Annotated in this window: 15 protein-coding genes; 9 read left to right on the top strand and 6 right to left on the bottom strand. The window is 62.3% G+C overall.

Features of this window, described 5'->3' with window-relative positions:
• Positions 1-2: 2 nt before the first annotated feature.
• Together E5X88_RS00390 and E5X88_RS00385 are read right to left on the bottom strand one after the other, a co-directional pair.
• On the bottom strand, positions 3-1,016 hold the full coding sequence (locus E5X88_RS00390; RefSeq protein WP_292157106.1) for a GNAT family N-acetyltransferase: 1,014 nt from the start codon (positions 1,014-1,016) through the stop codon (positions 3-5).
• A gap of 32 nt (positions 1,017-1,048) precedes the next feature.
• A complete protein-coding gene (locus tag E5X88_RS00385; RefSeq protein WP_292157104.1) occupies positions 1,049-2,215 on the bottom strand; it encodes a hypothetical protein in 1,167 nt (388 codons plus the stop codon).
• Positions 2,216-2,537: 322 nt separating this feature from the next.
• On the opposite strand from E5X88_RS00385, the gene E5X88_RS00380 reads away from it, so the two are divergent.
• Positions 2,538-3,758 carry a Mur ligase family protein gene (locus E5X88_RS00380; RefSeq protein WP_292157617.1) on the top strand — a complete coding sequence of 407 codons (1,221 nt, stop codon included), beginning with the start codon at positions 2,538-2,540 and terminating at the stop codon, positions 3,756-3,758.
• Here E5X88_RS00380 and E5X88_RS00375 read toward each other — a convergent pair.
• A complete protein-coding gene (locus E5X88_RS00375; protein ID WP_292157103.1) occupies positions 3,706-4,860 on the bottom strand; it encodes a hypothetical protein in 1,155 nt (384 codons plus the stop codon). The genes E5X88_RS00380 and E5X88_RS00375 overlap by 53 nt on opposite strands.
• Before the next feature lie 309 nt (positions 4,861-5,169).
• Here E5X88_RS00375 and E5X88_RS00370 point away from each other — a divergent pair, with 309 nt between their 5' ends.
• Both E5X88_RS00370 and E5X88_RS00365 read left to right on the top strand, forming a co-directional pair.
• Complete coding sequence (locus tag E5X88_RS00370) at positions 5,170-5,976, top strand: glycosyltransferase family 25 protein (protein WP_292157101.1); 807 nt, start codon at positions 5,170-5,172, stop codon at positions 5,974-5,976.
• A 46-nt stretch (positions 5,977-6,022) separates the two neighbouring features.
• Positions 6,023-6,961 (top strand): polysaccharide pyruvyl transferase family protein, encoded by a 939-nt coding sequence (locus E5X88_RS00365; protein ID WP_292157099.1) that lies wholly within the window; start codon positions 6,023-6,025, stop codon positions 6,959-6,961.
• Between the two features lie 99 nt (positions 6,962-7,060).
• Here E5X88_RS00365 and radC read toward each other — a convergent pair whose 3' ends face one another.
• Both radC and map read right to left on the bottom strand, forming a co-directional pair.
• The gene (gene radC, locus E5X88_RS00360) at positions 7,061-7,816 is read right to left on the bottom strand and encodes a DNA repair protein RadC (RefSeq protein WP_292157098.1); all 756 of its coding nucleotides are present in this window, start codon (positions 7,814-7,816) and stop codon (positions 7,061-7,063) included.
• A 143-nt stretch (positions 7,817-7,959) separates the two neighbouring features.
• Entirely contained in the window at positions 7,960-8,787 is an 828-nt protein-coding gene (gene map / locus E5X88_RS00355) for a type I methionyl aminopeptidase (RefSeq protein WP_292157096.1), read from the bottom strand.
• Between the two features lie 537 nt (positions 8,788-9,324).
• Here map and E5X88_RS00350 point away from each other — a divergent pair.
• Entirely contained in the window at positions 9,325-9,621 is a 297-nt protein-coding gene (locus tag E5X88_RS00350; RefSeq protein ID WP_292157095.1) for a DUF982 domain-containing protein, read from the top strand.
• 43 nt (positions 9,622-9,664) lie between these two features.
• On the opposite strand, the gene E5X88_RS00345 is transcribed toward E5X88_RS00350, so the two are convergent.
• Positions 9,665-10,507 (bottom strand): alpha/beta hydrolase, encoded by an 843-nt coding sequence (locus E5X88_RS00345; RefSeq protein WP_292157094.1) that lies wholly within the window; start codon positions 10,505-10,507, stop codon positions 9,665-9,667.
• Between the two features lie 201 nt (positions 10,508-10,708).
• Here E5X88_RS00345 and E5X88_RS00340 point away from each other — a divergent pair, with 201 nt between their 5' ends.
• The 5 genes from E5X88_RS00340 to E5X88_RS00320 are packed head-to-tail and all read left to right on the top strand — an operon-like array spanning position 10,709 to position 15,304.
• Positions 10,709-11,941, top strand: a complete 1,233-nt coding sequence (locus E5X88_RS00340; RefSeq protein WP_292157092.1) for an ABC transporter substrate-binding protein — start codon at positions 10,709-10,711, stop codon at positions 11,939-11,941.
• Between the two features lie 4 nt (positions 11,942-11,945).
• Positions 11,946-12,683: an ATP-binding cassette domain-containing protein gene (locus E5X88_RS00335; RefSeq protein ID WP_292157090.1), complete on the top strand. Its 738-nt coding sequence runs from the start codon at positions 11,946-11,948 to the stop codon at positions 12,681-12,683.
• Positions 12,680-13,399 (top strand): ABC transporter ATP-binding protein, encoded by a 720-nt coding sequence (locus E5X88_RS00330; RefSeq protein WP_292157088.1) that lies wholly within the window; start codon positions 12,680-12,682, stop codon positions 13,397-13,399. The genes E5X88_RS00335 and E5X88_RS00330 overlap by 4 nt, the downstream gene beginning before the upstream one ends.
• Before the next feature lie 25 nt (positions 13,400-13,424).
• Positions 13,425-14,300, top strand: coding sequence for a branched-chain amino acid ABC transporter permease (locus E5X88_RS00325; RefSeq protein WP_292157086.1), 876 nt, complete (start codon positions 13,425-13,427; stop codon positions 14,298-14,300).
• Positions 14,297-15,304 carry a branched-chain amino acid ABC transporter permease gene (locus tag E5X88_RS00320; protein ID WP_292157084.1) on the top strand — a complete coding sequence of 336 codons (1,008 nt, stop codon included), beginning with the start codon at positions 14,297-14,299 and terminating at the stop codon, positions 15,302-15,304. The genes E5X88_RS00325 and E5X88_RS00320 overlap by 4 nt, the downstream gene beginning before the upstream one ends.
• Positions 15,305-15,306: the final 2 nt, after the last annotated feature.

Genomic DNA, 15,306 nt, shown 5'->3' with positions numbered 1-15,306 from the left:
TTTCACGGCCACAGCCCATTGCGCAGGCGATAGTTGCTGACGGCAATGGACTGACCGCCGAAACGGTCTTTCCACGCGTCCCGCCCGATCATGAAGTCCACTGATCTCACGCCTGTCGCGCATGCTTCGCCAATGATGTGCATCATCAGCACCCAGCCGGGCGAAACCTTTCGCCACGCGGGGTCATAGGCGAGTTTCGACGGAAAGATCGTTCCGCCGCACCGGAAAAGCAGCACTGCCGCTATGATCTCCTGCTTCGTCTCCAGCACCACGACACTAGCGCGGCCGCGCCTGGATTCGAACGCGGTTACGTCCAGAAACATCTCCTCGACACCCGCGGCTGCAATCCAGTTGGCCGCGCCGAACCGCGCCTCGACCCATTTCCGCTTGTGAGCGAATATCCAACGTATCGAGGCTTCAAGGTCCCCGGCCGAGCCTATCTCGCGGAACCGCACCGGACCTTCGCGCTCCATCAGCCTGGTGTAGCGGCGAAGATTGTAGCGCGCATTGGAAGACTGGCTTGCCAGGAAATCGTCCCGGCTTGTGAACGCCGATATGTCCAGCGCAGGCGCAACCGTTTCCCATGTGCGAATGGCGCCGGCCTTGTCAAGAATCGGTGCGATCTCGGCGTCGTCGCGAACGCAATTCAGTTTGAGCGCCCGGATCGACCACTGCCGCCGGATATGCCGCCATAGCGCTTGCTTCAGTGCGTCCGAACGCTGGTCGCTCACGACGAGGATATCGTTGTAAAGCGGCGTCATCGAATCGAGCCACGCAAGCGTGGCTGTTCCGTACCAGTCAGCGATGCGCACGAACGGCGCGGCGAGAACCAATTCTGCGCCGTCGCGAATGACGACGATGTACATGGAGCGCCCGTGCATCGCCTGATGGCGCTGCCAGCAGCGCGAAACCCACGCATGGCTGCGGAAGACCGCTAGGTCCGCCGCTCCCTTGGCGAGTTCGTCCCATTCGTCGGCGAGACGGGCGAACTCAGCCGGACGATCGATGATTTCCACCTGAAAACAATCATTCCGGGAAGGTCCAGGCGTCATGGCGTCCACCCACGCGACAAACGCACGACAAGCCGCTTGACGAGAGCGCCGGTGCGCCCAGCGAAGCTCTGTCTGCGTCCGGCGATTTGAATGCCGGATGCTTCAAGAACGGCTTCACGGGCAGCGACGGCTTCCTGCGACTCGCCGAAGATCAGAAAGCGGCCGCGTGCCGGTCCGGGACCAGCATGTCCATAAACGGGGTCGAACATCGCCAACGGCACCAGCCAGCCAGCATCGATGTGAAGCCGGCATGTCCGCAGCAACTCGTTCAGGGAGCCGTCGAACGCGCAAAACGCGAGCCTTGACACAATGAGCCCCCGCTCGCGCGAAAGCCTGGGATGCAACAGCACCTGCGCGGTGCTCGAAACAAGACGGAAGTTGAGGTCGATCGCCATCGGACGGCCGTCACCGGTGACGACGATGTCGAAGCCGGCGATGCCGCGAAAGCCGAGCGCTGCTCCACGCAGCGCGATTTCGCGCCCAAGTGCGATCACATCGTCGGAAGGGGCGAGATCGGGGTCGATGAGATTGCCGGCATGCACGCCGTTGGGCAGGCAAAGTTGCGAAGACGCGCCGACATAGGCGACCGTCGCATCGGGGAGTACGGCATACTGAGCGCAGTAATTTTCGGCGATATCAAGCACTTCCTCGAAAATCAGCGTGTCGCCATTGCCGAAGCGCCGGTCCGCCCGTGCTCGGTGACGTGGTCGGCGGCAGATCATGACGTCCTGCCCGCCGCCGTTCGGCAGGTCGGTCGCCACTTTCAGCACCGTTGGCAGCGGCATGGCGTGCAGCGCCGCCGTGACCTCGGCTCCAACGGCTGCCAGTTTTCGCCGGGGAACGGCCCGTTCCGGCACCAGCTCCGCGAGATTGCCCTTGTTGTTCAGATATTGCTGGACCGCGGGGTCAATCCACGTCATGCGCGGTGGCGCTACCTCAGGAGGCGTCCAGTAGATCGTCACGGCCTTGAGCGCTTTTCCGGCAAGCGACAGAACGTGGTCGCGATACTGGGCACGCGTGTCATAGACCAGGCGCGTGTCCGCGACCGCTAGCCCGGCATCGCGCATCGCGGCAAGTCCATCCGGCGCAACCGTTCCGCGATGACAGATCAGCGGCAGGCGGCCAGCGCATGAAAGTGAATGCCCCGTGATGAACTCGACCATGTGAGGTTCGTTGGGAAACCAGCGGCTTGCCTCTTCCCAGATGCGCGGGGCCAGAAATGTATCTTTCGCATAATATGCGTCGAGTGTTTCCGCCGACTGGCCATGCATCCTTCCCGCCTCACTCGTCCCGGCAAACACGTCGCGCCCCGGTGCGCAGTCTTACCAGCGCGGAGACATTGCGCAACGCCGAGAGTGTCGGTTAAATCGTCGCTTGCGGAGGCGGCCGTTCCACTTGAGACTCTGGAAAAAAATCAACGGGAGGGAAAGGCCCCTGCGCCGGCTGGTGCGCGGGATGAGGCGTGGCTGGTGGATTCCCGTGGCAATGATCTGGCGAAGGAGCCTTCGACCGCAACATCTCGTGGCAGTGACGGGCAGCGGCGGCAAATCGACCACGGTGGCGCTTCTTGGAAACATCCTTTCCGCGGTCGGGCCGACCCGGATCGGGGTTGGCTTCAACACAAGGTACGGTGTCGCAAGAAGCATTGTTCGGGCCCGCCGGTCTGACCGCTACTGGGTGCAAGAGGTCAGCGGTCACGAGGTCGGTGCCGTGACGCTGACGGCGCGCCTTCTTCGGCATACGGTTGCGGTGGTCACGACGATCGGAACGGACCATTACAAGGAGTTCAGGAGCAAGGAAGCGATCGCCGACGAGAAGTCAGCTCTGGTGGCAATGCTGCCGCCCGGAGGGACGGCGGTCTTGAACGCCGACGACCCGCTGGTTCTGGGGATGGCACAGAAGACCAACGAACGCGTGGTAACGTTCGGCAAAAGCGAGGCCGCCGATATCCGCGTTGTGGATCATTGTTCGAGATTTCCGGAACGCCTGCGTCTTACCGTTACTGATGGGAGCCAGACATTGCCCGTCAGAACAAGGCTCATCGGAGAGAGATGGATAACGCCCGTGCTTGCCGCCATTGCCTGCGGGCAAGCGCTTGGGATCGACCTGCAGACGTGCATTCAGGCGGTAGAATCGCAGGAGCCGTCCCACGGAAGGGACTCCGTCCATCAAATGGAAAACGGGCCGACCATTATTCTCGACACCGCCAAGGCGCCCCTGTGGACGATGCAGTCGAGCATCGACATCGTATGCGATTCCACGTCGCTGCGGCGGACGATGGTTTTCGGGACAATTTCCGACTATGCAGGCGCATCGGGCCAAAAATATCGCCGAATTGCGCAAACCGCGCTTGGCGTGTGCGATCGCGTGCTTTTTGTTGGCCGGAACAGCGAACGCGTGGCGCGGATGCTGCCGGACAACAAGGACCGGCTGTTTGTGTTCGCGAGCACCAAGGACGCGAGCGATTTCCTGATGGCCACTGCGTTGGCGGGCGAACTGATCTACATCAAATCGTCCGGCATCGATCATCTGGAGCGCATCCTCTATCAGTGGCGAGTGCCGATCCGATGTTGGGCCGAGAGTTGCGGGAAGGCGTTCGCCTGCGATCATTGCAAGCAACTGTACGAACACGGCCGCACGAGACGGACCGGCTTCAATCCCGATGCGCCGCCCGCCAATATCGGTAGCGGCGCTTCAGCCGCTTGAAACGTCGCTTCAGCTCAGGCAGTTGCAGCACGGCGTTGATCTTCTTTTTTGTCTCGTACGAACGCATCGCCCGATCGATTTCATCGACAAGGCGACGCGACCGACCGGTCGCGGACGCCGCGGCCTCCAGATGCAAGAGGTCCGACTTGCTTCCTTCGCCGGTCACTTTGATCCGTCCGCCAGCCGAAGCGCCTGTGGGAAACGTCGGAGCCCGGTCCAGCCCGCCCAACGTATCCAGTGCCTGCACCATGAAGGTGCAGTCTTCGCAGACGCCACAATTGTCGTGCTGGTAGTCGCAAACCCTGAGGTTGTTCATCAACATGGGCTCGCTCAAAATCCGTTGAATTTTCGCCAACCTGTGAACGAGGCCATGGTGCTCGATCCTCGCGCCGTCCGTGCCGAACAGAGGGTCAAGAGCCGGGTGCGAGCCCCATCGGCGGGTCCATGACGATTCATCCGCCGATGAGGCTATGAGCTGATTTTGGAACCGATCCGCGAGCATATGGCGGACCGCGCCAAGCACTGCCCCGTGATATTCGACCCAGCCTATCATCCGGTCGAATACCGTCCTGATATCGGTTTCGATGATGATTGCTTCCAGGCCATAGGCGGCGCCGACATTTCGAGCCATAGCTTTCAGATGGTCGGCTTCGCGACGATCTGAAAGCGCGACATCGGCGCCGATCAGGGTAACCAGCCCGTCGAGACGGGATCGCGCATCCACAAGGGAATAGGACGAATCGACGCCGGCCGAGAAGAACACGCCGGAGCCGCGCGACGGCGGATACTGCGTGGTCGTCCGTTCCGCGTGGATATTCACTGGCCGGTAGCCAGGATACCACTCACAGAGCATGGCCTGGATTCTTTGGGCATTTTCAAGCAGCGACGTATCGACCGGCATATCTATGACGAGGTCGCAGCCGAGCTCCATCGCGGGGATGAGGCCGAGGCAAAGCAGAACATCGCCGGACTTCCGCAAGCCCGGTCCGGACGATTTGAAGATCACGCTCCGCCTGAGTCCACCGCCCTTGATGGCGACGACCAGCAGGGACGGATCCGAAATGCCGCTTTCTTCGAATGAAAGCTCAAGGGGTGGCAGCATCAAGCCTCTGGCGCGTTTCGCAACATTCATTTCAAACGTCTGTGGCCCGGCTTGCAAATTGTCGGCGCCGTCTCAGCCGGAGCCGCGCCTGTTTTGTCAATGACGGCTACGGCCTCAGGCCAAAAACGCCAGATTTCGGCGACCTCGTTGCCCGCTGCTCGCCAGGCATGGATAACGTGCGCCGCAACCCAGGCAGCTTCTGGAACAAAGATCGCGCGGTGCCGCTTCCTCGCGCCTGATGTTTGTGCCATTGTTTTGTGTGAACTCGCCGTCGGCCAACGCGTCGGGTTTGCGGGGGAATAATAACGTATGTGGCCCATTTTCATCATCAATCTGGACCGCGCACAAGATCGTATGTCGGCAACCCAAGCGCTGATGGATCGCTGTGGGCTGCCGTTCATCCGCGTTGCCGCCCACGACTGGCAAACGCTGACCGACGCCGACGCGCGGCGCTTTGTCGCAAATCCGCCCCCGCGGTTCAGCAAGCGCGCGCTTGCGCTGTCGGAGATCGCCTGTTTTCTCAGCCATATCGACGTCTGGGCGCAAATCGGCGAAGGGAAATCTCCGGCCGCTTTCGTTTTCGAGGATGACGTCGAATTCGACGGGTCGCTGAACAAGCTGCTCTCAGAAATCAGCAGCAGAGAACCGGACTGGGACATACTGAAACTCTACAGCAACAAGGTGAAAACCCTTGGCGATGCGGTGACCCTGCCGAACGGCTACAGCTACGGCACACCCAGAATTATCCCGATGTCGACCGCCGCCTATGCCATTACGAGACCCGCCGCCAGGCAACTTGCCAGGGCAAGCGTACCGTTCGGGCGCCCCGTCGATCTTTTTATGAAGCATTGGTGGGAACACGGTTCATGCGTGAAGCTTGTACAGCCGTCGCCGGTGTCGCGGCGCGCCGATCACCTGTCGAGCAGCGAGATCGAAGCTGGTCGAGGTCAATCGTGCCACCAGAGCTTCTTGACGCGCTTCGTCCGAAACAGCCTGTACCAACTGCAGTTCAGGCATAGAACCCATGTCAATGCGGCACACAGGCCGCCAGGCCGGAGATGGCTGGAAACATCCGGCCACGCGAGAATGGTAGGCGATGAACTCGACGCCATCTGAGAGACGGCCCCCGACATCTCTGAAATCGGTTCTTTTCGACAGGCTTATGCCCGTTCGCACCAACGCGCCCTATGCCCTGATCGACTATCCGGATTATTTAAATCCCGGCGATGCGGCGATCTGGCTCGGCACCCGGGCCGTCCTCGATAAACTCAACGGAACGCCGCCGGCCTACACCTCGGCGCTGAAGAATTTTTCGGCGCAAAGGTGTCGTTCTGCGATCGGCGACGGAGTGATCTATTTTCTGGGTGGGGGAAATTTCGGGGACTTTTATTCCAGGCACCACCGCGCGCGCCTACGCGTTCTTTCGCTCGTTCCGAGGAATCCGGTCGTGCAACTTCCTGCAAGCTGCGCATGGATGGCCGAGACCGATGCGGCGATCCTCGAGGAGACACGCCGGATGCTGAGCAACCGGGAGCCGGTTGTCTTCTTTGCGCGCGAGGAAAAGTCGCGGGCCGATCTCGAACGGTTGCTTGGACTCGAAAGCACGCTTTGCCCGGATCTCGCCCACGCGTTGCATTTCGAACCATCCGCGCCCACCGCCGACCTCCGCGCCGTCCTGCGAAACGATCGGGAAGCGTCCCAGCCCGCGGACGCGTCGGCAATCCAGCTATTCGACTGGCGCGATCTGAAGGCCCAGGTCGCCTGGAACCGCCTCGGCAAGCTCGCTCTCGCGGTTGCTCCGCGCTCCAAAAAACTTGCTACGCAGGACTGGGTGACCTCTGCCAAGGTGGCAAGCGCGGTGTCGCTGCTGCGGCCGGCGCGGACCGTCATCACCGACCGGTTGCATGCCTTCATATTGTCGAATGAGCTTGGGCGAAACGTACTGGTCCTGGACAACCGGACCGGAAAGGTGTTCGCGTATGTCGACGCATGGCGGGAGCATTTTCCTCGTGCTCGCAAGGCCGCCAATCTGCGGAGTGCTATTGGCGCAGTGTCTGATTTCCAGACCGCATCCAACCTGATGATGAGCCATGACGACTGACCTCCATCCAGCAGCGAATGCGTGAGGGCGTGGCCGACCATTTCGGTCGCGGTTTGACGCCGCCGCGTCGACAAGCGTGGCGCGGCCGGTGGCTGCTGCTCAGATCAGCAGCAGGCCCTTCATGCTCGAGTGGCCCTTCTTGCCGATGATGATGTGATCGTGGACGGCAATGCCGAGCGGTTTGGCCGTCGCGATGACCAGCTTGGTCATCTCGATGTCGGCGCGCGAGGGCGTAGGGTCTCCTGAAGGATGATTATGCGCCAGAATGATCGCCGTGGCGGAGAGTTCGAGCGCGCGCTTGACCACTTCACGCGGATAGACCGGCGTGTGGTCGACGGTGCCGACCTGCTGCACCTCATCGGCGATCAGCGCGTTCTTCTTGTCGAGAAACAGGATGCGGAACTGCTCGCGTTCCTCGAAGGCCATGACCGACCGGCAGTATTCGAGAACCTGCGTCCACGACGACAAGACCTCGCGGCCCTTGATCTCGCTGCGGGCCGCGCGTTGGGCGGTCGCGGCAATGACCTTCAGATCGAGCGCCACCGCCGGACCGATACCCCTGACCTCCCCAAGCCGCGCGACTGGCGCGCCAAGCACCTCGGCCAGCGTGCCGAAACGTGTTAGCAACGCCTTGGCGACGGGTTTGGTGTCGGTGCGAGGGATCAGGCGGAAGAGCAAAAGCTCCAGCAATTCGTAGTCGGGGAGGGCATCGGGACCCGCGGCGGCGAACCGTTGGCGCAAGCGGTCGCGGTGACCGAGATAATGCGGCTTTTCGAGGGACCCAGCTTTCGCCAGCGATTGTATCGGTTTCTCGGGAAAGAAGCCCCGCTCGTCGTCGTCGCTGGTTTTCCCCATAGGCCGCCCGCATCCAGCATTTTTGCCGGGCAGGTGCCCGCCCAACTTGTCAAGGCACTAGAGCTGTTCCGGTTCGCTTGAACCCAGTGAACCGCTCTAGCCGTTTGTTTTGCCGCATTTATGCGGCCGCCGCTGCAAAATGCTTAGGCCGGCAGGCCGGGGCGGTCGAGGTTTTTTGGCGACAGCGTGAAAATCTCGCATCCGGTTTCGGTGACGCCGATCGTGTGCTCGTACTGCGCCGACAGCGAGCGGTCGCGTGTCACCGCCGTCCAGCCGTCCGACAGCACTTTCACGTGCGGCCGGCCTAGATTGATCATCGGCTCGACGGTAAAGATCATGCCCGGCCGCATCTCGACGCCCTCGCCGGCGCTGCCATAGTGCAGGATGTTCGGCGCATCGTGAAAGAGCTGGCCGACGCCATGGCCGCAGAAATCGCGGACCACCGAGCAGCGCTCGCTTTCGGCATAGGTCTGGATGGCGGCGCCGATGGCGCCGGTTCGGGCCGCGGGCTTGATCGCGGCGATGCCGCGCATCAGGCATTCATGCGTGACCTCGAGCAGGCGCTCGGCGGCACGCTTGATCGTGCCTACCGGATACATGCGCGAGGAATCGCCGTGCCAGCCGTCGAGGATGTAGGTGACGTCGATGTTGACGATGTCGCCGTCCTTCAACGGCTTGTTATCGGGAATGCCGTGGCAGACGACGTGATTGATCGAAGTGCAGGACGACTTCGTGTAGCCGCGATAGTTGAGCGTCGCCGGCAATGCGCCGTGATCCATGCCGAACTCGAAGACGAAACGGTCGATGGCTTCGGTGGTGACGCCCGGCGCGACCATCGGCACCAGTTCGTCGAGACAGCGTGCGGTGAGGTCGCAAGCCTTGCGCATGCCGGCGAAGCCTTCCTCGCCGTAGAGACGGATCTGGCCGGTGTTTCTGAGTGGTGCCGTGGCGGCGTCGAGATAGGTGACCATTGTGTCCGTCTTGCCGGAGAAAGGGCTTCCGATGAGCCCGCGCGAAAATCCTCCCAGATTTGGCATCGGACGGCGCAAGGTTCAAGGAAGAACTGCCGGCGACGGGCATAAGCCGGCGAAATTCATGCCTTGCGGGCTCATCTCGTGCCTGTCCGACGCGCGTCGCGCGAAGGCGTGCAGCCCAAATCAGGGCAGTATCCGCAGCTACCCTGTTGAGAGCGCATGGATCGAGTGCGTCTGGACAGGAGGAGTGAGGAAACGCAAGCTCGTGGTTTGTTCTTGCTTTGTGCCGGCAGTTATGCTAGTAATTCCAATATGGTGCTGATTTGCGCCGATGACCCGCCCGCCGAGGCGGGTTTTTCTTTGAGGCGTCGGTGTCATCCCTTTGCAGGCGCGGTTCCGAGTAGAGGTGGGCGGCACGACGTGACTCGCCGTTCGCCCCTTCCGAGAAGTCGAGCCCAAGGCGCGAAGCCGGCCAAGGCAACTTTTTGCGACGGGTGGCGTTGCTGCGGGAACGCCGTTCGGGAGAGAAAGCGAATGGACAGGCTGCAATTCGAGGTGCCGGTACGCATCACGCCCGCGCCCAGTTTGCCGATCGAGGAGATATACAGCGTCGAACAGGCGCTCGATTTCCTGCATGGCTGGCCGGTTCGCCGACAGGGCCCTGCCTATCAGGCTGCGTTCAATGCCTGCTTCGGCGCCACGGTCGACCTGGTCAAGACCGAGGACGCTTGCCGGGCGTTCATGGCGTTCTGCCGGATGAGCGGCCTGCTTGCCAGGGACATGATGGTTCCGGGCAAGCGAGGAGGCGGGGTGAGGGGGCTAAGGGTTTAGCCTCGCAGCCTTTCGCAAAACTGCTGCGTGATCCGGCAACTGCCTATACGGCGCCCGGCAGGCCGCGCCAGCCGGGCTCGAGGGTTTTGAGGAACCGATCGAAGATCGGGTCGAACCGGTCCGGCGAATCCCAGAACGGCGCGTGTCCGGAATTGCTGATCAGGTGTTTCTTGCCTTCCCAGAGGTTGGAGAACGGAATCGTGTCGACGAAATCGGTGTTGACGAACGGCTCGTCGGCACCGTTGAGAACCGCGATCGGCGGCGTCTTGCCGGCGACGATCGCGCTCTGGTCCTTGCCTTCGCCGGCCGCGAATTTGCCGAGCATCAACCGGCGTGCACGACCATCGGTGCGCGCGACGGCATTGCGGAGCAGCTGGTCATAGGGCTCGCCGCAGGTGGAGTGCGCGTAGGCGTCGATATCCTCTTCGGTGAAGGTCTCCTGGCCTGCAAGGTTCATATGCGGGCTGGTCTTGAAGCCTTTGCCGAGATCGGCGGCGGCGATCGGCGGCGTGCCTGTGATCATCAGACCGAGCATGCCGGGATAGCGGTCGATCATCTCCAACCCGATGTGACCGCCCAGCGACCAGCCGAAGACCGCTGCTTTTTCGATGCCAAGCCTGTTCATCACCTCGGTCATCGCGTCGGCGTAACCCGGCATCGAGTAGCTGCGATCCGGGTCGACCGCGTTGCAGGACTCGCCATGGCCGGGAAGATCGGCGGCGATCAGACGGTAGGTTGCGCCGATCCTGCCGTCGAACTGATTGCGGAAGACGGCGCCCGACGACGAATTGCCGTGGATCATCAGTACCGGCATGCCGGCGCCGGCGCTTTCGCGTACGGCGATCGTGCCGTGACTGGTTTCGATCGTTTTGATTGTGGTCGCCATCCCTGTCTCCATTCGCCCTGTCTCCAATCGCTCTATCTCGATTCGTTTGGCCGCCGCAGTTCCGGCAAACTGCTTAGCGGCCAAATTTGTCCGCCTACCAATGAAAATATCTTTTCAAATTGACCCGCCTGTGCATAATTTGTCAATCATCCAACCATCGTCGGGATATAACAGGGAACAGGACCAATGAGGACCAAGTCGATGAAACGCCGTATCCGGCATATGCTGCTCGGGACGTCGCTCGGCGTGATGCTGGCCAGTGCGCCGGCATTCGCCGACGTCGTCAAGATCGGCCTGCTGGCGCCGCTGACCGGCCCGGCCGCAGCCGACGGCCAGGAATTCCAGCGCGGCGCACAGATGGCGATCGATGAGGCAAACAGCGCGGGCGGCGTCGACGGCCATACGTTCGAACTGGTCGTGGGCGACGTGAAGGACCAGTCGGCGGCGAATGTCACCAGCGCGGTCGAGCGCCTGCTCGGCGATCAGGATGTGCATTTCATGCTGACCGGCTATGCCAGCCTGACCAATTTCGAGATCGACCACATGGCCGAGGCGGAGATGCCGTATATGCTCGCCGCCACGTCGCAGCAGACCAAGGACATCATCGCACCCAATCCGGAGAACTACGCCTGCTGCTGGTCGCTGACCCCGTCCTTCGATGCCTACAACACCGATGTCACCATTTTCGTCGAGAAGCTGTCGGCTGAAGGCAAGATCACGCTGCCGACCAAGAAGGTCGCGATCATCTCGTCCGACAACGCCTATTCGAAGACCATCTCCGAAGGCATGAAGAAGACCTTCAAGGAGAAGGGCTGGACCGTCACCGTCGAAGAGCTCGTGCCCTTCGGCGAGGTGACCGACTGGCGTTCGATCCTGGCCAAGGTGCGCGAGGACGTGCCGGACGTGGTCATCAACACCGACTATCTGCCTGGCAATTCGGCCTCGTTCCTCAACCAGTTCCTTGAGCAGCCGACCAAAAGCCTGGTGTTCCTGCAGTATGCGCCGAGCGTTCCGGAATTCGTCGAACTGACGAAGGAAAAATCGAACGGCGTCATCTACAACCTTCTCGGCGGCGCGCTGACCACGCCAAAGAACCCGCGCGCCGACGAAGTGGCCGCCAAGTTCAAGGCCAAATACGGCGTCGAGAGCGGCACATACGGCGTCGGCCTCTACGAGATGGTCCACGTCTATTTCGACGCGCTGAAAAAGGCCGGCGATCCGACGGACCATGCCGCGATCATGAAGGCGCTGTCCGAGACCGACAAGCAGGTCGCCGAAGGCCGCCTGAAATTCGATCCGGCCACCCATCTTGCCATGCAGGGCGACGACTACATCCCGATCACCTTCTTCCAGATATGGGACGGCAAGCGCACCTTGATCTCGCCCGCCAAATACGCGACCGGCGAGTTCCAGCCGCAGCCCTGGATGAAATAGCGGCATGCCGCTGCTTGAAGTCGAGGGCGTATCGAAGGCGTTCGGTTCCCTCAGGGCGGTCGACGACGTTTCGTTCGCCGTCGAGGCCGGGGAGATCTTCGGCGTCGCCGGGCCGAACGGCAGCGGCAAGAGCACGCTGTTCAACGTCATCACCGGCATACCGTTCGGCCCCGACAAGGGCCGGATACGGTTCGACGGAATGGAGATCCAGGGCAAGACAGGCAACGCCATTGCACAGCTCGGCCTTCTCAGGACCTTTCAGCGCGAGACCAGCTTCGACGGGCTGACCGTCTTCGAGAACGCGCTGATCGGCGCCAGCTATGGCACGCCCGGGCGAGGGGCGGCTGAGGCACGGGCCCGCGCCGCCGAGGCGCTGGAGTTCGTCGGCCTCTCGACGGCCGCCTTTGGAAGGCTCGCCGGTGAGTTGTCGGTGTTCGACCGCAAGTGCCTGATGCTCGCAACGGCAATCGCCACGGAACCACGCATGCTTCTGCTCGACGAGCCGGCATCCAGCCTGACCAAGCCGGAGATCGAAACATCGATCGGATTGATCAGGCGGACGGCTGCGCGCGGCATCACCGTGGTGCTGATCGAACATGTGCTGACCTTCCTGATGAGCCTGTCGCAACATCTCCTGGTGCTGAACCAGGGCCGTGTGCTTGCCGCGGGCGAGCCCAGGAGCGTGATCGCTGATCAGCGCGTGGTGGAAGCCTATCTCGGCACAAGGAGGTCGGCGGCGTGAGCGAAAGCCCGATCCTAAGCGTCGAGGCGGTGACCGCCGGCTATGGCCGCGTGACCGTTCTGCACGACATCACGCTCGAGGCCGGCCGGTTCGGCAATGTCGGGCTGTTCGGGCCGAACGGTCACGGCAAGACGACGCTGCTGAGGACCATTTCCGGCCTGGTCGCGCCGAAAAGCGGCCGCGTCGTCTTCGACGGCAAGGACATCACCGGCTTGAGCGCGCGCGCCATCGTCGCCACCGGCCTCATCCACGTGCCGCAGGGCAACAAGCTGTTTCCCGACCTGACGATCGGCGACTGCATGGCGCTTGGCGCCTATTCGCCGCGCGCGCGGCCGCACGAGGCCGAGAACCGCGAAAAGGTGGTGAAGCTGTTCCCGAAGCTGGCCGAACGCTGGCGCCAAAAGGTGCGCACGCTGTCCGGCGGCGAGCGTCAGATGGTGTCGATCGGCACGGCGCTGATGAGCCATCCGCGCCTGCTGATCCTGGACGAGCCGACGCTTGGACTGGCGCCGAAGATCAAGGACGAACTCTGCACCGCCGTCATGGACATCTCCAGGGGCGGCGTGCCGCTCGTCGTTGTCGAGCAGGACATCGAGTTCCTGCTCGAACTCAGCCGGCAGTTGTTCCTTGTCGATCACGGAGCGGTCAAGACCGAGATTCGGCCGGGCGAGAGCATCGAGCACAGCGAAATCATGGCGATGTATTTCGGGCATTGAAGGCAGGATTGGACAGGGTTCGGGCATGAGCGTCTTTTCGGATATCTTCTTCGGTGGCCTGTTCCAGGGCTCGCTCTACGCCATGATGGCGGTCGGGCTGGCGCTTGTCTGGACGACGATCGGCGTGTTCAACTTCAGCCATGGCGTGTTCATGATGCTGGGCGCCTATTTCGCCTGGCAGCTTGTCGCCTTCGGCCTGCCGGTGGTGATCGCCTTTCCGCTGGCCGTCATCGTCATGGCGGGTGCGGGGTGGATCCTGCAGGCCTCGGTGGTGCGGCCGCTGATCGGCCGTCCCAACATCGTTCTGGTGGTCGTCATCACCACGCTTGCGGCCGGTTCACTGATCGAAAACGGGGCGCTGACCGTCTGGGGACCGCGCTCCAAGCAACTGCCCAGCCTGATCGAGGGCAACACCACCATCGCCGGCGTCGGCGTGTCGCTGCACCAGATCGCGATCATCGTCATCACGCCGCTGATCCTCGCGGCCTTATGGTCGTTCCTCAACCGCACGCGGCTCGGCCTTGCACTCAGGGCGGTCGCACAGAACGAGGATGCGAGCCATCTCGTCGGCCTCAACGTCACGGCGCTTTACGGCCTTGCCTTCGCCATCGCCGCGTCGCTGGCAGGGCTGGCCGGCATCTTCATGGGCGGCTACCGCTTCATGAATCCGTCGATGGGCGCAGACCCGCTGCTCAAGGCGCTGATCGTGGTGGTTTTCGGCGGTATTTCAAGCATTTCAGGACCGATCTTCGCTGCCTACCTGATCGGATTCTTCGAGGCGGCGAGCAACTACTATTTCGGCCTCTACTGGACGCCGGCGCTGCTTTTCCTCGTGCTCATCGCGACGCTCATGGTGCGCCCGGAGGGCATTTTCGCCAGCCGTTCCAGGGGGCTCGCATGACGCTCCTCAACGTTGCCATTCCGGCGGCTCCCGGCCGCGTGACCTGGAACCGCGAGGCGATCGGCTTCGTGGCGGGCTTCCTGCTGCTTGCCCTGTTGCCGCTCGTCTTCGGCGACAGCTACAGCCGGCATGTGCTGATCATGATCTTCATCTACGCTGTCGTCGCCTCGAACTGGGATCTCAGCCTCGGCTATGGCGGCGTCTTCAATTTCGGCCACCTGGCACTGTTCGGCATCGGCGTCTACACCTACAGCCTGCTCGCCAAGCTGGCCGGCGTCGATCCGTGGATCGCGCTTGTGGCGGGCGGCGTGATCGCCACCCTGGCGGCCGTGCTGGTGACCATTCCGATCCTGCGGCTGAAGGGCATCTATATCATCCTGGTCACCTTCGGCTTCGCGCAGCTTGTCATGCAGGTCATTGTCAGCCAGTCGGACCTGACGGGCGGCACGCAGGGCCTGGTGCGGGTGCCCGGCCTCTATATCTTCGATCACAACATGATCCGCGACGGCAAGATCGCCTATTTCTACATCGCGCTGGCGCTTCTGGTGCTCAGCACGCTGTTCCTGCGCCTGTTCGTGCGCTCGCGCGCCGGCGCCAGCATCGTGGCCCTGCGCGACAATGAGGAATACGCCATCAGCCGCGGCGTCTCGCTGGTCCGGCAGCGCATGGTGACGCTGGCGGCAAGCGCCTTTTTCACCGGAATTGCCGGGGCCTTCTACGCCGCCTACCAGCGCAACGCCTCGATCGACGTTTTCGGCATGAGCCTGGCGACCATCATCCTGTCGATGGTGCTGCTGGGCGGGACAGCTACGATCTACGGCGCGATCGTCGCGTCGTTCGTGCTCACCGTCTTTTCCGAGGCGATGGCCGATTTCGGCGCGTGGCGGCTGATGATCTCGGCGCTGCTCATCATCGTGATCATGCTCGTCTATCCAAGCGGCCTGGTAGGCATGATCCGCGCCGCCTGGACGGCGGTGGCCGACCGCATCAAGCGCCCGGCCTAAGG

It is taken from the genome of Mesorhizobium sp., assembly GCF_004962245.1.
Classification (GTDB): domain Bacteria; phylum Pseudomonadota; class Alphaproteobacteria; order Rhizobiales; family Rhizobiaceae; genus Mesorhizobium.
Note: the sequence above shows the minus strand (reverse complement) of the source record. Positions and strands in the feature narration are given on the sequence as shown.